This is a genomic window from Aliarcobacter faecis, from assembly GCF_013201705.1.
Lineage (GTDB): Bacteria > Campylobacterota > Campylobacteria > Campylobacterales > Arcobacteraceae > Aliarcobacter > Aliarcobacter faecis.
Genome location: NZ_CP053837.1, coordinates 649,955 through 669,385, shown reverse-complemented (window position 1 = coordinate 669,385; position 19,431 = coordinate 649,955). Strand labels below are relative to the sequence as shown.

At 26.2% G+C, this 19,431-nt stretch carries 20 protein-coding genes; 5 read left to right on the top strand and 15 right to left on the bottom strand.

Going from position 1 to position 19,431, the window contains the following annotated elements; translation table 11 throughout:
- Window positions 1-91: 91 nt before the first annotated feature.
- The gene (locus tag AFAEC_RS03460; RefSeq protein ID WP_026805966.1) at window positions 92-2,467 is read right to left on the bottom strand and encodes a TonB-dependent siderophore receptor; all 2,376 of its coding nucleotides are present in this window, start codon (window positions 2,465-2,467) and stop codon (window positions 92-94) included.
- 153 nt (window positions 2,468-2,620) lie between these two features.
- On the opposite strand from AFAEC_RS03460, the gene AFAEC_RS03455 reads away from it, so the two are divergent.
- Window positions 2,621-2,869, top strand: a complete 249-nt coding sequence (locus AFAEC_RS03455) for a hypothetical protein (RefSeq protein ID WP_026805967.1) — start codon at window positions 2,621-2,623, stop codon at window positions 2,867-2,869.
- Window positions 2,866-3,150: a type II toxin-antitoxin system RelE/ParE family toxin gene (locus AFAEC_RS03450; protein ID WP_026805968.1), complete on the top strand. Its 285-nt coding sequence runs from the start codon at window positions 2,866-2,868 to the stop codon at window positions 3,148-3,150. Before AFAEC_RS03455 ends, AFAEC_RS03450 begins: the two co-directional genes overlap by 4 nt.
- Window positions 3,151-3,164: 14 nt before the next feature.
- On the opposite strand, the gene AFAEC_RS03445 is transcribed toward AFAEC_RS03450, so the two are convergent.
- From AFAEC_RS03445 to AFAEC_RS03430, 4 genes are all read right to left on the bottom strand, one after another.
- Entirely contained in the window at window positions 3,165-4,130 is a 966-nt protein-coding gene (locus AFAEC_RS03445) for a FecR family protein (RefSeq protein ID WP_026805969.1), read from the bottom strand.
- Complete coding sequence (locus AFAEC_RS03440; protein ID WP_026805970.1) at window positions 4,130-4,597, bottom strand: RNA polymerase sigma factor; 468 nt, start codon at window positions 4,595-4,597, stop codon at window positions 4,130-4,132. The genes AFAEC_RS03445 and AFAEC_RS03440 overlap by 1 nt, the downstream gene beginning before the upstream one ends.
- Before the next feature lie 66 nt (window positions 4,598-4,663).
- On the bottom strand, window positions 4,664-5,965 hold the full coding sequence (locus AFAEC_RS03435; protein WP_034216518.1) for a 2-isopropylmalate synthase: 1,302 nt from the start codon (window positions 5,963-5,965) through the stop codon (window positions 4,664-4,666).
- Window positions 5,966-6,149: 184 nt separating this feature from the next.
- On the bottom strand, window positions 6,150-6,929 hold the full coding sequence (locus AFAEC_RS03430; protein ID WP_026805972.1) for a helix-turn-helix transcriptional regulator: 780 nt from the start codon (window positions 6,927-6,929) through the stop codon (window positions 6,150-6,152).
- 149 nt (window positions 6,930-7,078) lie between these two features.
- Between AFAEC_RS03430 and AFAEC_RS03425 the strand changes: the two genes are divergently transcribed.
- Window positions 7,079-7,495: a DoxX family protein gene (locus tag AFAEC_RS03425; protein WP_026805973.1), complete on the top strand. Its 417-nt coding sequence runs from the start codon at window positions 7,079-7,081 to the stop codon at window positions 7,493-7,495.
- A gap of 58 nt (window positions 7,496-7,553) precedes the next feature.
- On the opposite strand, the gene AFAEC_RS03420 is transcribed toward AFAEC_RS03425, so the two are convergent.
- From AFAEC_RS03420 to AFAEC_RS03400, 5 genes are all read right to left on the bottom strand, one after another.
- Window positions 7,554-8,123, bottom strand: coding sequence for a superoxide dismutase (locus AFAEC_RS03420; RefSeq protein ID WP_026805974.1), 570 nt, complete (start codon window positions 8,121-8,123; stop codon window positions 7,554-7,556).
- Window positions 8,124-8,197: 74 nt separating this feature from the next.
- Window positions 8,198-9,403 carry a mechanosensitive ion channel family protein gene (locus AFAEC_RS03415; protein WP_026805975.1) on the bottom strand — a complete coding sequence of 402 codons (1,206 nt, stop codon included), beginning with the start codon at window positions 9,401-9,403 and terminating at the stop codon, window positions 8,198-8,200.
- A 109-nt stretch (window positions 9,404-9,512) separates the two neighbouring features.
- Complete coding sequence (locus AFAEC_RS03410; RefSeq protein ID WP_026805976.1) at window positions 9,513-10,433, bottom strand: manganese-dependent inorganic pyrophosphatase; 921 nt, start codon at window positions 10,431-10,433, stop codon at window positions 9,513-9,515.
- 101 nt (window positions 10,434-10,534) lie between these two features.
- The gene (hemH, locus tag AFAEC_RS03405) at window positions 10,535-11,476 is read right to left on the bottom strand and encodes a ferrochelatase (RefSeq protein ID WP_026805977.1); all 942 of its coding nucleotides are present in this window, start codon (window positions 11,474-11,476) and stop codon (window positions 10,535-10,537) included.
- The gene (locus AFAEC_RS03400; protein WP_026805978.1) at window positions 11,466-12,059 is read right to left on the bottom strand and encodes an ATP-binding cassette domain-containing protein; all 594 of its coding nucleotides are present in this window, start codon (window positions 12,057-12,059) and stop codon (window positions 11,466-11,468) included. The genes hemH and AFAEC_RS03400 overlap by 11 nt, the downstream gene beginning before the upstream one ends.
- Before the next feature lie 535 nt (window positions 12,060-12,594).
- Between AFAEC_RS03400 and AFAEC_RS03395 the strand changes: the two genes are divergently transcribed.
- Window positions 12,595-12,885: a c-type cytochrome gene (locus AFAEC_RS03395; RefSeq protein WP_026805979.1), complete on the top strand. Its 291-nt coding sequence runs from the start codon at window positions 12,595-12,597 to the stop codon at window positions 12,883-12,885.
- Window positions 12,886-12,921: 36 nt separating this feature from the next.
- Here AFAEC_RS03395 and ccoS read toward each other — a convergent pair whose 3' ends face one another.
- Entirely contained in the window at window positions 12,922-13,143 is a 222-nt protein-coding gene (gene ccoS, locus AFAEC_RS03390) for a cbb3-type cytochrome oxidase assembly protein CcoS (protein WP_026805980.1), read from the bottom strand.
- 15 nt (window positions 13,144-13,158) lie between these two features.
- The gene (locus AFAEC_RS03385; RefSeq protein ID WP_026805981.1) at window positions 13,159-15,582 is read right to left on the bottom strand and encodes a heavy metal translocating P-type ATPase; all 2,424 of its coding nucleotides are present in this window, start codon (window positions 15,580-15,582) and stop codon (window positions 13,159-13,161) included.
- A 105-nt stretch (window positions 15,583-15,687) separates the two neighbouring features.
- Here AFAEC_RS03385 and AFAEC_RS03380 point away from each other — a divergent pair, with 105 nt between their 5' ends.
- Window positions 15,688-17,307, top strand: a complete 1,620-nt coding sequence (locus tag AFAEC_RS03380; protein WP_026805982.1) for an EAL domain-containing response regulator — start codon at window positions 15,688-15,690, stop codon at window positions 17,305-17,307.
- Here AFAEC_RS03380 and gmk read toward each other — a convergent pair.
- The 3 genes from gmk to AFAEC_RS03365 are packed head-to-tail and all read right to left on the bottom strand — an operon-like array spanning window position 17,300 to window position 19,414.
- Entirely contained in the window at window positions 17,300-17,914 is a 615-nt protein-coding gene (gmk, locus tag AFAEC_RS03375; protein WP_026805983.1) for a guanylate kinase, read from the bottom strand. The genes AFAEC_RS03380 and gmk overlap by 8 nt on opposite strands.
- On the bottom strand, window positions 17,904-18,737 hold the full coding sequence (locus AFAEC_RS03370; RefSeq protein ID WP_026805984.1) for a hypothetical protein: 834 nt from the start codon (window positions 18,735-18,737) through the stop codon (window positions 17,904-17,906). The genes gmk and AFAEC_RS03370 overlap by 11 nt, the downstream gene beginning before the upstream one ends.
- Window positions 18,731-19,414 carry an ABC transporter ATP-binding protein gene (locus AFAEC_RS03365; RefSeq protein ID WP_034216463.1) on the bottom strand — a complete coding sequence of 228 codons (684 nt, stop codon included), beginning with the start codon at window positions 19,412-19,414 and terminating at the stop codon, window positions 18,731-18,733. The genes AFAEC_RS03370 and AFAEC_RS03365 overlap by 7 nt, the downstream gene beginning before the upstream one ends.
- Window positions 19,415-19,431 lie beyond the last annotated feature (17 nt).

Genomic DNA, 19,431 nt, shown 5'->3' with positions numbered 1-19,431 from the left:
GTATAAAATCAATTTATCGAAATTTTGAGAAAATAAAACTACTTTGGAACTCACACCTAAAGATATAAAGAGAGAAAATTCTCTTTATATTCTAAAAACTATATTTCATACTAACCATAGCATTAACTGGATCACCATAATTATAACTAGAAGTACCATATCCAATATAATATGTTTTATCAAATAAGTTATTAATATTTAATTGTGTAGATAAATTTTTACTAAATTTATATGAAGCCATTAAATCAACAACCGCATAAGCATCTTGTGTAATTTCTCTTGTAGCAGATTTACTATAACCCTTACTTTTCCAATTTACTCCTGCACCTATACTAAAATCATTTATTCTATATTTTGTAAAGATATTTATATTATTTCTAGGAGTTGTAGTATTTACTTTATTCTTATTTGCATCTTTTGCTTCAAAGTGAGTAAATCCTGCACTTAAATCCCAATTATCAGTAATTTCTCCACCAATTTCAAGTTCTATTCCTTTTGAAGTAACACCTTTCATACTTTTATAAGCTTGTTCAGTTCCATTTGAACCATCAACAAAAACACCATTTATTGCTTCAGCAACATTATCTTGGTCTAATCTAAATAAAGTCAATCCTGCATTTAATTTTTTATCAAAATATTCACCTTTGATACCAACTTCATAATTATTCCCTTCTTTTGGATCTAGGATAGTTCCACTTTTATCTTTAACATTTCCTTGTGGTAAAAATATATCTGTATAACTTGTATAAATAGAGTGATTTTCATTTATATCATAAACTAAACCAACAAAAGGTGTAAATATATTATTATGGTCATATTTAGTTCTTTTATTTGAATCATAGCTATAACTATCGTATTCCCAAGTTGTAAGTCTTGAACCAAGGATTAGTTTTAAATCATCAATTAATTCAAACTTTCCTGTAAGATAAGCTGATTTCTGTTCTGTATCTGCATCTTGTCTCAAAATAGATTTTCCCATATTTGGTTCAGAGGTAAATTCACTACCATTTTGAGTAAAGTAATTACTGATATTATATTTGTTTGAAAATTCTGGTTTATATTTTTTATCATTTTCTTTATTATATTGAACTCCAACAATAATTTCATGTTCTTTTTTTGCCAAGGCAAAAGGAATAGAAGAATAAATATCTATACTATCTTTTTTTATTTTTTCTGGATATTTCCCATAACCAGCAGTCAAACCTGAACCATCTTTATTTAAACTACCTTGAATATTTGTGAAATTTCTATCTTTTGTATGAATTTCATTGTGTGAATATGAAGCATTTAGTGAAATATCATTATCAAAGTAGTGTTTTACATCTGTAAAATATGAAGTTATACTTGTATTCCACTTACTCCAATCAAACATATAACTTTTTGAACGATCAAAATTTGTTCTAGTTCCATCACTATAAAATGCAGGTAAAGAAGCTCCCCCTCCCATAATACCATCTCTATTATTCTCTTCATAGCTAATACCTGCTGATATTGTAGTATTATCTACTATATCTGCGTCAACCACACCATAAACTAAGCTATTTTCTTGACTTGTTTTATCAACAAAAGAGTCTTTATCTTTATAACTTGCTACTAATCTTGCCCTAACACTTCCATCTTTATTTAAAGGAGTTTGAATATCTGTTTTAATTTTATACATATCCCAAGAACCAGTACTTGCTTCTATATCTGCTTTAAATACTTTACTATTTGCATGTTTTCGTATCATATTTATAGAAACTGCTGGATTTCCTGCTCCTACCATAAGTCCATTTGCACCTTTTACAATTTCAACTCTATCAAATGAATCCATATTATAATTGTTTATTGTATACCAATTTTGTGTTACAGGAAGTCCATCTAATAGGTAGTAATCAAGGTCAAATCCTCTTGAATAATAAGTTGCTCTACCATCAAAACCTTCACTTACAGATACACCTGTTACTTTTTTTATTAAAGTATAAAATTCATCAGTTTTTCTATCTTCTAACATTTGTTGAGTTATAACAGATACAGATTGTGGAGTTTCTCTAATTGACAAATCAAGTTTTGTAGCTGTTCTCATACTTCCCGTAGTATATGAATTTGTATTTTCTGTTGAACTTCCTAAATATCCACCTTTTACAGATACATCATCTAAAACATAAGTTCCATTTATTACTTTTGTAGCTCCTTGCACTTTTACTATTACTATTGATTTATCATCAATTATAGCTTTTAAGCCCGAACCTTCCAAAAGCTTGTCTAAAGCTTGTTGAGTTCCTTCAACATTTTGGATACTATTCGTATGTTTTTTCTCCAATACCTCATCATTTGCAATATAAGATAAATTTGCTTTTTTTGATATAATCTCCAATGCCTCTTTTAAAGTTTTATTTTGGATAGTATATACTTCATCGGCAAATGAATTCATACCCAAAAATAACAATAAACTTGAGGTAACTAATGAATATTTTGTTCTCTTCATCTCTTTCCTTTTTCAATTTCTATTTTGAGAATTGGTATCTCTTTATATTAAACGAATAAAAATTAAAAAACGGACATCAGTTTTTAAAGAATTTCAGAATTTGTGATTTTTATAGTTTTTTGTTAGAATTATAAAAATATAGTAGGATTTATTATGAAAACTTTAACTTTAAAAGTTCAAGATGGTTTTATAGATGATTTTCTGAATATTATTGAAAAATATCAAGATAAAATTCAAATTCAAAAAGATAAAAATTTGGAACTTGATCCATACTTTTATGAAAGACAAAAAAGCTTACACAAAATAAAAGAAGATATAGAAAATGGTAGTATTAAAATGATAGAACATAAAGATATATGGTCTAATATAAAAAATCATTTAAATTCTATTGAAAATATATGAGAATTATTTATAATTCTAATTTTGAAATAGAATTGATAAATATTATAGACTATATAGCTATTGATAAACCAAGTGCAAGTATAAATTTTGCTTTAGAATTAGAAAAACTAATTTTAGAGATACTAAATTTTCCATATAAGTATAAAAAATCTATATATTTTAATAATAAAAATATTAGAGATATGACATATAAAAAATATACTATAACTTATATTATTAATTTAGACAAAAACTCTATAGAGATACTAAAAATATTTAATAGAAATAAACCAGAAATATAAAAGAAGCTTTTTGATTACTTCTTTCCAACCCTTACAACATTTCCACTTTTTTCCACTTTTATAGGATAAATCATCTCTATTGATTTTAAAAAGCTATCATAGTGCAAAGTTGAGAATTTCCCAGATATTTTTAACTGCGAAAACTTATCATTTTCAAACTCCATTTTTATATTTGAATACCTTTCAAATATCAAACTTGCATCTTTTAAACTTGTTTTATTAAAATATATTTCATCATCTTTCCAAGAAGCTATCTCATTTATATTTATTTGAGTTTGAGTAAAATTTTTTTCTTCATTATCTAAAGTAAAAGATTGAGATTTCTCTAGTTTAGCCAAAGTTTGAGTTTTAAAAAAGTTTGATATATAACTTACTTGTACAAGCCCTTCTAAAACATTTATTTTTGTTTTATTATCATAATTTATCACTTCAAATTTTGTTCCTAAAACTTCTATTAAAGTATCTTTTGTTTTTATCAAAAATGGTCTATTTTCATCTTTTGTTACAGAAAACATAGCATTTCCATCTTCTAAATCTATAACTCTTTTTGTATCATAATAACTTATTTTTATTTGTGAATTTTTATCCAAATCTATTGTAGAGCTATCAGGTAGTTTTATATTTAGAACTTTCTCATCTACACTTACAAAATTTTGAGTAAAATTTGGGATAAAATTTCGATTTACTTCATATCCACCAAAGGCGATAAAACAGAGAAAAACAACTGAAGCTGCAAGATATTTAAAACTAAAAGTTAATCTCTTTTTAGTATTTACTGATATTTCATCTTCTAGCTCTTTTATAAAATCTTCATCTAAATCTAAGAAATCATCTATTAATTTTCTATTTTCATCATAAACTTTTTTATGATTCTCATCTTTTATCCAAGTTTCAAACTCTTTTTGTTCATCTGGTGATAATTTCTCTTTTTGCCTTATAAGATAAGAGTTCGCTTGTTGTTCTATATTATTTAATTTCATTAATCATCTTTCTTCATATCTTCTTTGATTTTTGATATAGCTCTACTAATATTTTTTTCAACTGCATTTGTACTTATATTTAAAATAGAAGATATCTCTTTTCTAGTTAAGCCTTTATAATAAAACATTATAAAAGCCTTTTTCTGTTGTGGCGGAAGATTTTTTATAGACTCTTTTAACTCTTTTTTTCTTAACTCTTCAAGTAGTATCTCTTCTGTCTGTTCTTCAATTCGAATAGAATGTTCATCTTCATTGTAAGAAGTTTGTATAATTAAGTTATCTTTTCTTACCTTATCTATAACTAAATTCTTAGCTATTTGATAAAGGTAAGCTTTTTTGATATTATTTACTGTTTTACTTAACTCCAGAAACTTTGTATAAGTCTCTTGAGTTAAATCTTTAGCTAAAATTTTGTCACCTGTAAGTCTTTGCAAATATAGATTTATCTCTTTGTAATATTCAATCATTTAAGATAATTTCACCATAATATTTAATTTTGATAACTATAATCTATCTTTGCTTAAGTAATCTTACTAAAATAAAGAATTTTTATAAAGCTCGATTATCTCATCTTTATTTAACTCCCTTTTTAACCTATCTGATTCCTCTTTTATAATTTGTCCAAATTTTATAGTCTCATCTTTACTCATATCAACTCCAAAGAATTCACTTATTATAAAACTTACTCCACCTTTTCCTGATTGTGAATTAATTCTAATAATATTCTCATATCCTCTTTTAATATCTTTTGGGTCAATCAATAAATATGGTACATTCCAGATTTGACTTTTGTTTTGTCTATAAAAATCAATCCCTTTTTTTATAGCATCTTGATGCCCACCACTAAAAGCTGTAAATATCATATCACCAACATAAGGATGTCTTTGATGTACTTTTAAATTTGTTTTCTCTTCATACATAGCTTTCACTTCATCAATAATTGATAAATCTAATTTTGGATCAATTCCTTGGGAATAGATATTAAAAGCAAAATTTACTATATCTAAGTTCCCTGCTCGTTCCCCATTCCCAAATAAAGTGCCTTCAACTTTTTGTGCACCTGCAAGTATGGCTAATTCTGCACTTGCAACAGAAGTTCCTCTATCATTGTGAGGATGAACACTTACAATTAAAGCATCTCTATTTTGTAAATTCTTACACATATACTCTATTCTATCTGCATATACATTTGCAGTACAAGCTTCTAAAGTATTTGGTAAGTTTATAATCATCTTATTATTTACTGTTGGTTTTACTACATTTATCACTTCATTGCATATTTTTATAGCAAAATCTAAATTAGTTTGAGAAAAACTTTCAGGTGAATATTGATAAGTTACATTCCCTTTAAAATCTTTTGTAAGTTCAACTAAATATTTCATAGATTCAACTGCCATAGAAATTATCTCTTCATCACTCTTTTGAAACACTACTCTTCTTTGAAACTCATTTGTTGGATTATATAAGTGAAAAATACCATTATTTACACCTTCCATAGCTTCCACACTCTTTTTTATAAGCTCTTTCTTTGCTGGAACTAAAATTTGAATAGCTACATCAGAAGGGATTAAATTTTCTTCTATTAATTTTCTTGTAAAATTAAAATCCGTCTCACTAGCACTTGGAAAGCTAACCTCTATTTGTTTAAATCCCATTCTTACTAAATAAGCAAAATACTCTAATTTTTGCTCAACTGTTAAAGGATTTATCAAAGCTTGATTTCCATCTCTTAAATCCACACTACAATAAATTGGTGCTTCAGTTATTGTTTTATCTGCCCACTCTCTTTTAAAATTCTCAATTCTTGGGTACTGTTGATATTTTGTAAAACTCATAGGTTTTCCTTTTTTTATATTTTGATTTTTGTAAATTTATTTTGGTTGATTAAAGATTTAGAAGAGGAAGAGGATAGAAAAAGAGATGAAAATTCTTACAATATTTACACTCATAATAAACTCCTATTTTTAATTTTGCATATTATAACTTTTATAAAATATTAAATCTTGTACAAAATTAACATTATTTAAAAATATTGTTTTGGTACTCTTTGGGTGTGATTTGAAAGATTCTTTTAAAACTTCTATTTAAGTGGCTTTGGTCAAAAAAACCACTATTTTGTGCAACTTCAATTATTGGTATATTTGAAGCTATTAACTCTTTTGCTAGATGAACTTTTTTATTTAAAATATAAGAGTGTATTGGAAGTCCAAACTCTTTTTTAAATACTCTTATTAGATGAACAATACTTAAATCAAACTTCAAAGCTAACTCTTCTAAAATAATCTCTTCTAGATAACTTTTATCTAAATATTTTTTAATATCTAAAGCCAAAGTTGATTCTTCTTTAAAATCTTTTTCTTTTTGTTCGAAAGAGAAAAAAGATAGACAAAATAGATAAAAACTCTCCTCTTTTTCTATTAAAGATAGTTTAATATCTAGTAAACAATCACATAGTTTTATAAAACTTTTATAGATATTTTTTTGTTTTATTATTTCATAAGATGAGAAAAAATCAAAATCTATTTTTCTTAAATACTCTTTTTTTAAATATAAAACATAACCATCTTTTGACTCTTTATTTAGTGTAGCACAATGAGGAATTTGACTATTTATAATAGCTATCTCATTTGGTTTTAATTCCATTGAAGAATCATTAAAAATAAGATTTAATGAACCTTTTTTTATTGCTGTTATTGTAAGTTCTTCGTGTAGATGCATTTTTATACAGTTTTCAATATCTTTTACATATCGTAACTCTATAAAATCTAATTTTGGGTTTTTAAATATCCCATTTTTCATCTTTTATACTCCAATAGACCTAAATAATATTAAATTGTATCCAAGAAATAATAAATACTCTAAACTATCTTTCAAACATTATTACTAATTAGTAGTTAGTTTAATCATAAAAAAGTTAGAATTCACAAAATTTATATAAAAGGATTATTATGAGAAGTTGTGAAAATAAATTATCTTGTGTATTAAATGAAGATATTGGTAAATTAATTTTAAGAGTAAGTATAGCAGGTCTTATGTTATTTCATGGTTTTTTTAAACTTTTTAATGGAATAGATGGAATTAAAGGTTTAGTTACAAATGCTGGACTACCAGAGTTTTTAGCCTATGGTGTATATTTTGGAGAGATTATTTTTCCTATTTTAATAATTATTGGATTATATACTAGAATTTCATCACTCTTTTTTGCTTTAACAATGGTTTTTGCTATCTTTTTAGCTCATGGAAATGATCTATTTTCATTAGGGAAAACAGGAGCCCCTGTTATTGAACTTGCATTAATATATCTATTAACTTCTATTTCTATTATGTTTATTGGAGCTGGAAAATTTAGTTTTGATAAAAAATAAAATTTTATGAAGATAGTTTTATAAAAGTATGAGAAACCATACTTTTATAATAAGAAAATTAAGCTAATTTACTAGCTACAACATCCCAGTTTACAAGTTGCCAGAAGTTTTCTAAGAATTTTGGTCTTGCATTTCTTGTATCAATATAGTATGCATGTTCCCATACATCACATGTTAAAACTGGTGTTAAACCATCAGTTATTGGACAGCCAGCATTTGAAGTTGTAACAATTTTTAACTCACCAGCACTATCTTTTACTAACCAAGCCCAACCTGAACCAAATTGTCCAATAGCTTTAGCTGTAAACTCCTCTTTAAATTTATCAACTGAACCAAAAGTTTTTGTTAAAGCTGCATCAACTGATGATGGAATTGCACCTTGATTTGGAGTTAAACCATTGAAAAAGAAATCATGATTAAATACTTGTGCTGCATTATTAAATACTCCACCTTCAGAACTTTTAATAATATCTTCTAAACTCATATTTTCATATTTTGTTCCAGGAATAAGATTATTTAAGTTTGTAACATAAGTATTATGGTGTTTTCCGTGGTGATACTCTAAAGTCTCATCAGACATTAGTGGGGCTAAACTAGCATATGGTAATTTCATTAATTCGTGTTTCATATAATATCCTTTTTTATAAATTTTAAAAACTATATAGAATACAATTTTTTTAATTTGCTTTGACTTAAATATAGTTAGTTATATTGATAAGACTTTATGTCAAAATCACCTAAAACAGAGTAAATATGGTCAAAAATATCTGATTGGATATTCTCATAATCTATCCAAACTGTTGTTGCTGTAAAACAGTAAATTTCAAGTGGTATTCCATACTCATTTGGAGCTAATTGTCTAACCATAATTGTCATGTTTTTATTTATATTTGGGTGATTTTTTAAATATGTTTCAAGATATGCTCTTAAAGTTCCAATATTTGTAAGTCTTCTTCCATTTACCCTAACACTTAAATCAAAATTATTTTTTTCATTATACTCTTGAATTTCATCTTGTTTTTTCTTCAAATATGGTGCTAAAAGATTTGCCCTCTCAAGCCTTTTTATATCATTATCATCTAAAAACTTTATACTATTTATATCAATTTTTATAGCTCTTTTTATTCTTCTACCACCTGATTCTCTCATTCCTCTCCAGTTTTTAAAAGAGTCTGAAACAAGTGCATAAGTAGGAATTGTTGTAATAGTTTTATCAAAATTTCTTACTTTTACAACATTTAATCCAATATCAATAATATCTCCATCTGCACCATATTTTGGCATTTCTATCCAATCCCCAATTTCAACCATTTTATTTGTAGATAATTGTAATCCAGCAGTAAATCCTAAAATTGTATCCTTAAATACCAACATTAAAACAGCTGACATAGCTCCAAGTCCACTTAAAATAGCAACTGGTGATTTATCCATTAAAATAGAAATAACATATATAAAACATATAATCCCAAAAACTAATTTAATACTTTGAATTACAGTTTGCATAGCAAAAAATGGTGTTTGTGTTTTAATATAAAGTGTTTTAAAAATCTTATCAATTAACGAATATGTAGCTAATAATCCAAAAATACTTATCCAAACAAGAGATATAGTAAGTAGTGTTTCATACATATATCCATCTTCTACCCAAATAGTTGTTTGCCAATATACAACTAAACCTTGAAAAACTAAAGCCAATCTTTGGAATAAGTTTGATTCTAATAAACTTGAAGTTATAAAGTTTCTATTTTTTTTATCAATTTTTTTTATACTTTTTAAAATAATTTTATGTAATATGATATGAATAGCTATTGCTGTTATAGTAATAATTAGTAGAATTGAAATACTCATTGTTAAAAAGGTTGGTTCAATTCCAATATCTTTTAAAAATTGTATTAAATGTTTTTTCATTTTTTATCCTTTTTTTAAAGATTCCTTAAAAAGTAGCAAAAACCTAAAGAGCTTCAAGAATGAAGCTAAAGGTAGTTTAAAAAATATAAAGCCCAAAAGGCTTTATATTTTAAGCAAATGCAGGTTCTAAGAAAGGAATAATCTGTTTTTTTCTTGATAAACAACCATCTAACCAAACTTTTCCATCTTCAAGTTTACAGTTAAATGCCTTTTCAAAGATTGAAGTATCATCACTAGTCACTAAAACTTCACTTCCCTCTTTCATAATATCAGTTAATAAAAGTGCTACTGTATGAAGATTACTCTCATCTTTTACCCTTTTTATATCTGCCATTAACTCATCTTTAATAGAGTCAAATACACTTCCATCTACAACTTCTAATTGTCCAACTCCAACTTTACTTCCATGCATATCAAAGTTTTTGTAATCTCTCATTACTAAATCTCTAATTGGAGTTCCAATAACTTCTGATTTTACTTTAAACATCTCCATACCTAAAGCACCAAAATCTTCAATTCCACAAATTTTTGATAACTCACGTACAACTTGAATATCAAGAGGTGTACATGTTGGAGATTTAAAAATAACTGTATCAGATAAAATTGCACACATCATTATTGCAGCAATATTTTGTGGAATTTCAACTTTATGATAATCATACATCTCTTTTACAATTGTATTTGTACAGCCAACAGGTCTAATCCAACATTCAAGTGGTGCTGAAGTTGTAATATCACCTAATTTATGATGATCAACTATTCCAACAACTGTTGTTTTATCTAACTCTTGTGGAGCTTGTGCAATATCTGAATAATCTGTAATAAAAAGCTCATCCCCTGCAAAAGAAGTTTTTAAAACTGGTGCTTCAAAACCAAATTTATCTAAAATAAATTTTGTCTCTGGATTTAATTCTCCTTGTCTTGCAGGTGTTGCTGGACGACCAATTTTATTTAATAAATATGCTAATGAAATAGCTGAACAAACTGAATCTGAATCTGGGATAATATGCCCACATGTATATAATGCCATAAATGTATCCTTTTTTGATTCCCCGAGAAAGGGAAACCATTCTTTATAAATTTTTGTGGATTTTAGCTAAAAGTAGGTAATTTTTCTTTTAAATTAAAATATCAGCTATTTTTTATAATATCTCTTATAGCTTCTACAAAATTATCACTATCATTTACACATTTACAAACTTTATACTCTTTTATTCCAAACTCTTCTGAAATATGTCTATACTCTATATCAAGTTCAAAATCTGTTTCTGAGTTATCAATAATAAATGAGAGTGGATAAATCAACACTTTTTCATCTTTAAAATTTTTCAACATATCCTCAAGTGAAGGCTCTAACCACTTTAATGGTCCAACTTTTGATTGATATGCTAAGTTTATAGATTTAAATTTCAATCCTTTATTTTCAAGCATTTCACTCAAAATTCCAACATGCTCTTTCATCTGTTTTTCATATGGGTCACCATTATTAACTATTTTTTGAGGAAGTCCATGAGCTGAAAAGATTAAATTAAAATCACTATTTTCTTTTATATTTTTCTCTATTTCATTAACTATACAAGAGTTAAAGATACTATTTTTATAAAAAGTTTCAATATATCTTATATTTTTACCAAAACTATATGGTAAAAAATCTATGAAATCTTCAACTGATGATTTTGTAGTAGTTGTAGAGTATTGTGGATATAAAGGAAGAAGAACTATCTCTTCCATTTTATCATTTAAAATCTCTTCTATTACATCTTTTGCAAAAGGTGGAGTATATCTCATAACTTGATATGTTTTATACTCTGTTAATTTTTCATTACATTTTTCAACTAAATTAACAGTTAAAGGATTTATAGGAGAACTATTTCCTATTAATTCATAATTACTCCAAGCATCATTTAATCGTTTTGTTGTAATTATAAAAGCTATAAATTTTCTTAAAATATTGCTATTTATTGTTAAAATATTTTTATCATTAAACATATTTGTTAAAAACATTTTTAATTCATCTTTATTCCTAGCTCCACCCATATTTAGTAGAACTAAAGCTTTTTTTCTATCTTGCATCTTCTAACCTTATTATTTCATTACTACACCATAAAGCCATATCCATATCGTGAGTTACTAGTAAAATTCCACAACTATCAAGCAAAGAGATAAGAAGTTTCATTGTTTCATAAGCTATTATATTATCAAGAGCTGATGTTGGTTCATCTACTAAAAGCAAATCTGGTTTTAGTAATATTGCTCTTAAAATAGAACATCTTTGAAGTTGTCCACCACTTAATTCATATGGTTTTTTATACAAAAGTTCCATTTCAAGGCTTAATTTTGACAAAATGGTATCAAGTTCACCTTTAAAATCTCTTTTTAGAATATCTTTTATCTGCTCATAAATAGTATATGTTGGATGAAAAGAAGAGAAAGGGTCTTGAAATATAATAGCAGTTTTCTCTCTCTTTATCTCTCCAGTTTGTGGTTTTAGATTTTCTAAAATCAACTCAAAAAGTGTAGTTTTTCCACTTCCACTTTTTCCAAAGATTGTTTTTAACTCACCTTTTTTAAGCTCCAAATTAAAGTTATTAAATATTGGTTTACTCTTTTTATAAAAAAAATTTAGATTCTCTATTTTTAATATATTTTCACTCAAATTTATCCTTTTTAAAAATTATTTCATCTAATATTTATCCTTTACAAATATTATACAATGATAAGTTAAATTTTAGAATTATTAAAAAATTATCAAAGTTTATTAATTTTTTTTGATTATCTTTCAAAATCGTTATTTTTTGGATTTGTTTCTTTTTTTGTACATTCCAAAACTATCATTTTTCAAGTTTTCCGTATTGTAATGTCTAATGTAATATTTCATTTTTCCAACTCCCTTACTCTAATATTTAATTATAAAAAGTATTTTGAAAAATGTTAATTTTTAATAAAAATTTTCTTTAAACTTTTTTTATACGATTTGAGAGTAATATTACAAAATTGTATGATACAATTTTAAAAAAGTATGATACAAAAACTTATTTACCAAAGGTAAAAAGTACGATAAAAGGGAGTTTTTGTGTTGGAATAATAGAAGTAAAACTTCTAATTGCAATAGCACATTTAAAGAAAAATATTAAGCATAAAAAAAGAAAAAAAAGCTAAAATACTTTTCTTAATTTTTAATGGAGAATACAATGAAAAAAATAGTTTTAGCAACAGTAGCATTAACAGCTTTCGCATTTGCAGATGCACCAGCGGCTTACGCTACATGTAAAGCATGTCATGGGGTAAAAGGTGAAGTAAATGTTACGACTCAAAGTAAATCACATGTTCCAGCAAATTTAGCAAAAGCTGATATTGAAAAAGCTTTACATGGGTATAAAGATGGTTCTTATGGTGGACCAATGAAAGCTCTTATGAAAGGTCAAGTAGCTAAATTAACTGATGCTGATATTAAAGCATTAGCTGATTATATGGGTAAATAATTAAAATTATTTTTCTAAATAAAAGAGGAGGAGTTTTTACTTTTCCTCTTTTTTTATCTCTTTTTTCGCTTCTTTTATAGAGGTCTCTTTTTTTATTGCATCATTTAAATCTTCAACACTATCAAAAAGTAGACCATTTGTAACCTTAGAAGAGTCATCAAACTGTCCCGATTTTGCAGCCCAAATAAAGAGCATTAACATTCCAGCTGATATTATTAATCCAACAATCAACATAAAAAATAGTGTATCATCTATCATAAAATAGTTATTCCCTTATTTTAATTTTATTCTTAAAGAGTTAAATACTACCACTAAAGAACTTAAACTCATTGAGAGTGCTGCAAATAATGGAATTATAAAACCAGCCATAGCAATTGGAATAGTAATAGCATTATAAAACAAAGAGAAACTAAGATTTTGCTTTATATGCTTATATGTTTTTTTAGAGATTATAAAAGCATCTTTTAGTGATTTTAATTTTGAGCTTAAAAGTACAATATCTGAAACCATCATAGATATATCAGCAGAATTTCCCATAGCAATTGCAACATCACTAAAACTTAATGCAACACTATCATTTACTCCATCTCCAACCATAACTACTGTTTTACCACTATTTTTTAACTCTTTTATAAAATCTGCTTTATCTTGTGGACTAAAAGAGGCTCTATAATTTGTAATTCCCAGCTCTTTGGCAACATTTGAAGCTACAAAATTATTATCACCAGTAAGCATTACTGTTTGAATATTTTGCTCTTTTAGATAATCTATAAGCTCTTTTGCATCATCTTTTATCTCATCTTTTAACTCAAAACTAGCAACTATTTTTTTATCTTGTGCAAAAATATATTGTGTAGTTTTTGAGTTAAATTCAAAATTTATTCCAAAATCTTTTAATAATACTTCATTTCCACCTAAAAGCTCACTATTTTCATATCTAGCACTTAATCCTTTAGCTTCTATATTTTTTATATCTTCCAAGATTAAATGTTCTACTTTATAGTTTTCTATAATATACTTTTTAACAGCCTTACTTACAGGATGAGTTGAACTATCAAGTAAAGAGTAAAGAAGATTTAAACTATCTTTACTTTCTTTAAAAAATTTTGCACTACTAACTTCTAATTCACCTTTTGTAAGTGTTCCTGTTTTATCAAAAACTACAACATCTGCATTTGCTAAAGTCTCTATAAATTTTGCCTCTTTAAATAGTAAAGATTTTTTTGCTAATTCACTAATTCCTACTAAACTAGCCATTGGTGTTGCAAGAGCTAAAGCACAAGGACAAGCAATAACAACAACAGAAACAGCAGTTATAAATGATCTTTCAAACTGATTTGTTCCCTCAAAATAGAAACCTAAATCAACTCCCAAATAGTACCAAACCAGAAATGTAACAAAAGCAATAGTTAAAATAGTTAAACTAAATCCTCGTGAAAGCTTATTTGCTAAAGTTTGAATCTTTGGTTTTGAATTTAAAGAATCCTCTAAAAGTGTAACAATAGATGAAAAAGTTGAGTTTTTAAAATCTTTTGTAACTTCAAATAAAATAGTAGAATCCAAAATAATCGTTCCACTGTAAAGAGTATCACCCTCTTTCTTATAAATTGGTATTGATTCTCCCGTTAAGCTAGATTCATCAAAAGTGGCACTTCCAAAAGTTATTTTACCATCTACTGGAACTTTTTCACCAATTTTAAGCTCAACTATATCCCCTACTTTTACTAAATTTAGTGCTTTTGTCTCTTTTTTTCCATCTTTTATTATTACTGCTTCAAGGGGAAGAGTAGATTTTATCTTATCTAATGTATCAACAGCTGATTTTTTTCCAATTACTTCAAGATATTTTCCGACTAAAACAAAAGTTATAATCATAGAAACCGAATCAAAATAGCTCTCTCCTTTTGCTCCAAAAAGAACTGTTAAAGAGTAGATATAGGTCATTGTAGCACCTGTGCATACAAGTAAATCCATATTAACCATACGATTCTTTATTCCATAAAATGCACCCTTATAAAATACAAATCCACTAAAAAAAAGAACTGGTGTTGTAAGTAAAAACTCTGCTAAATGGATCATATGCTTTACTTCATTACTCATTCCAGTAAAAAAGCCTGTATATTTTGCAACACTTAGCATCATAATATTCATAGTACAAACAACAGCAACCATCATTCGTACAAAATAGTCTTGTTTTGCTTTAGTTGCCTCTTTATCAGCTATACTAGAATCATAAGCATAAGCATTGTAACCTATACTTCTAATTTTTTGTATAATCTGACTAAGCTTTAAAATATCACTATTAAAAATAACTCTTGCTTTATTTGTTGTAAAATTTATATTTGCTTCAACTACACCTTTTGTATCATATAAAATTTTCTCATTTAACCAAACACAAGCTGCACAATGTATCCCTTCTAAGATTAAATCTATTTGTGTAAATCCATCTTTAGTGAGTGTTGTATAATTATTTAAAAAATTTTCTGAATCAAACTTTGCTAAATCATCATTTGAAACTTGTAAAGGAGCACTTATAGTTTTGTTTCCAAGCTTTTCATAAAAAGAGTCGAGATTTTCACTTTTCAAAATATGATATACATTTTGACAGCCACCACAACAAAAATTTAAATCATTCTCTTTTATCATTATTTTTTCATCAAATGATAAATGACAATGATTACACTCTATTACTGACAAAAAATCTCCTTAAACAGTGGCTTAAAAAATTATTTATTTATAAAATTACTTATTTTTTAAGTTTTTTTGTGTATTATATCCTATTATAATTCAAAGAGTGTTTTAATGATAGATAATATTGATATACTAAAAAATGTAACTATTTTATATGCAGAAGATGAAGCCGATTTAAGAGATGTAACTTCATCTATTTTAAAATCTTTCACAAAAAATCAGTATATTGCTACAAATGGTAAAGAGGCCTATGAACTTTTTTTAAATCATGAAGATGATATTGATTTAATTATAACTGATATAAATATGCCTATTTTAAATGGTTTAGATTTTATAAAAAAAGTAAAACAGATAAATTTAAATATTCCAGTTATTGTAACAACAGCATTTTCAAACAAAGAGTATCTATTGAAAGCTATTGATATTGGTGTTGATAAATATGTTTTAAAACCAATAGATATTACAAAACTACTTCAGGCTATGAGTCAATCTTTAATTTATCATGAATTAAAAGATTTATATACAGATAAATTAACAACTCTTCCTAATAGAAATAAACTAAAAAAAGATTTAGCAAAAAATGATTTTGATTTAGTTGCTTTAGTTGATATTGATGAATTTTCAACAATAAATGACTTTTTTGGAGAGGCTATTGGTGATAAAATTTTGTATGAATTTACTCTTAAATTAAAAGATTATTTTCTTACAAATGAGTACTCTATTTATAGAATTGAATCTGATAAATTTGCAATTTTATCAAAAGATGGCTCATCAACAGATGATTTTTATAATTTTTGTAGAGCATTTATTGACAAAGTTGAACTTGAGTCTTTTTATGTTGATGAAAATGAGATTGATATAAATATCACTATTGGTATTGCAAAAAGTAAAGGATTACTAGCTTATAAATATTCTCAAAGAATTATTAGTTATGCTAGAAAAAGATTCCAAAAAATTATGATTTATGACGAATCTTATAAAATCCAACAATCTTTTGAAGAGAATATAAAATGGATAAAACAGTTAAAACAAGGATTTAAAGAGAACCTTCTTCAAGCATTCTTCCAACCAATTTTAGATACAAAAAGCCAAGAAATTGTAAAATATGAGGCTTTAATTAGATATATATCTCCTGAAGGTGTAGAATTTGGACCATATAACTTTTTACAAATCGCCAAAAAAACAAAAATGTATCCAAATATTGTACAAGTTATTTTAGATGATGCTTTAAAATTGATTAAGAATAAACAAAAAAGAGTCTCTATAAATATATCTTATGATGACTTATCAAATGAAAAAACAACAAATTACATCTATAACTATTTAGAAAAGCATAAAGAGTTTACCTCTTCTTTAGAGTTTGAAATTTTAGAATCTGAAGAGATTTCTGATTTTGATTTAGTTGAGAAATTTATTAAAACTGTATCAAACTATGGTTGCTTAGTAGGAATTGATGATTTTGGTGCTGGTTACTCAAATTTTCATCTTCTTTCAAGACTCAATGTTGATTTCATAAAAATTGATGGCTCTTTAATTAAAGATATTCATAACTCAAAAGATTTAGAGATAATTGTAAAAACAATATCAAATATTGCAAAAGAGTTTAATATTAAAACTGTTGCTGAATTTGTATCAAATGAAGAGATTTATAATAAAATAAAAGGATTAAATATAGATTTAGCTCAAGGTTTTTATTTTTCAAAACCTCTAAGCTACAAAGAGATTATTTAGACCAATAACCCACTAAACTCTCTTTATCAAAAAGCTTTGTTTTAGCTCTTGCAATATTTGCAATTGCTAAAATCTCTTTTGTTGATTTTTCTAAATCATCATTTATAATTAAATAATCATACTCTAAAAAAGAGTTTATCTCCTCTTTAGCATTGCTTAATCTTTTTTCTATAATATCACTACTATCGCTATTTCTACTATATAATCTATCTTTTAAAATAGTTAAAGTTGGTGTTGTAATAAATACTGATGTTACTTGAGAATTTAATTTCTTTCGTACAATCTTGTGTCCTTGCACATCTATATCAAAAATTACAAGTTTTCCATCATTTAAGGCTTCTACAATTGGTTTTAAAGATGTTCCATAATAGTTATCATGAACTTTCGCCCACTCAAGAAAATTCCCAGCTTCTATATCTTTTTCAAATTCATCTTTACTCACAAAATAGTAATCAACTCCATCTTTTTCACCAACTCTAGGACTTCTTGTTGTTGTAGAGATAGAAAAATAGTAGTTAGATATATTTTTATAAATCTCTTTTAAAAGGGTAGATTTCCCACAACCACTAGGTCCTGAGAGAATTAAAATGGCACCCTTATTTTGCATTTCCACTCTCCTTTAAACTAATCTTTACATCCACAGTTTCCCCATTAACAAGCCTATTTATAACAGTTTGATCAAACTTTTCTAAAAATGGTCTTAACTCTTCAATATTAAATTTACTTAATATTAAATTATATGTTTTTAACTCGTTTTGAGCCAAATCAAACTCATATTCTCTTACTTCATCTAAAGCATCATCAATAATTGAAGAGATATCTTTCCAATCACTCTTTTCAAGTTCTATCTCATTTTGAATTTTCTCTTCTTTTAGAATATTATTTATTTTATTTAATTCATTATTATCTAGAATTCCACCATTATTTAGTGAAGTTATATTTACTAAACTCTCATCAATAAAATCAAATTCATCATCACTTTGATCTTCAATTATCTTTTGGTTACTAAAAATTGAGTTATTCCCTAAAACTGTATTTTTTTGAACAATAAAACTTTTATCCTCGTCATCAAAACTATTATATTTAGCCTCTCTTCTACTATAATTCAACTCATCATCATATAAAGTCTCTATTTGCTCTTTTAAAATAGTTTCCAACTTAGTAGGTAAAAATGGTCTTGGAATAATAAAATCTCTAGCTTTACTAAAAGATAGCTCTTCTGAGGATATAGCTCCTAATCTTTTTGTATATTGTTTATAGTTATTGAAATTATCATCAATAAAAGGCTGATCAACTATTATAAAGTCATACTCTTCATTTACAATAGTAGATTTCTGAATAGTCAAATCTATACTCATTTTTTTGCAAACTAATGCAAAAATATGTTCAATTATTGTTGTATCACAAATTAAAAGAACTTTTTTTAGCATTTTAGCTCCACAAGTTTTAAATCAACTAATTTATAAACTTTATCACACTTAAAAGCTAAATCCTCCTCATGAGTTACTAAAATAAGCCCTGCATCACTCTCTTTTATATATTTAAAAAGAGTATTCATAACTACATTTGCAGTATCTTTATCTAAGTTTCCTGTTGGTTCATCTGCAAAAATAATTTTTGGTTTCTTCATAAGAATTCTTGCTATTGAAAGTCTTTGTTGCTGACCACCACTAAGCTCTCCCACACCTTGATTTATTACACGCTCAATATCTAACTCTTTTAAAAGTTTTAAGTCTAAATCTGTATGACTTAGAAGAGTTGCTATATTTAAATTTTCTATTGCTGTAAATCCTCTAAATAAATAGTGTGCTTGAAAAATAATCCCAAAATCATCTCTTCTTATTTTTAAAAGTTCATTCTGCTTTAAAGAGTATAAATCTTTACTTTGAAAAACAACATTTCCTGTTGTTGGCTTTAAAAGTGAAGATAAAATATTAAGTAATGTTGATTTTCCACTTCCACTTGTACCAATAATTGCTATTGACTCTTTTTTATGTAAGCTTAAATTGATATTATTGAAAAGTTCATAATCAAAGTTATGTGATAGATTTTTTGCTTCTAATAGAATGGATGCAAGGAGTGGCTTATTATCTAATTTTTCACTCATTGCATATCCTTTTTTTA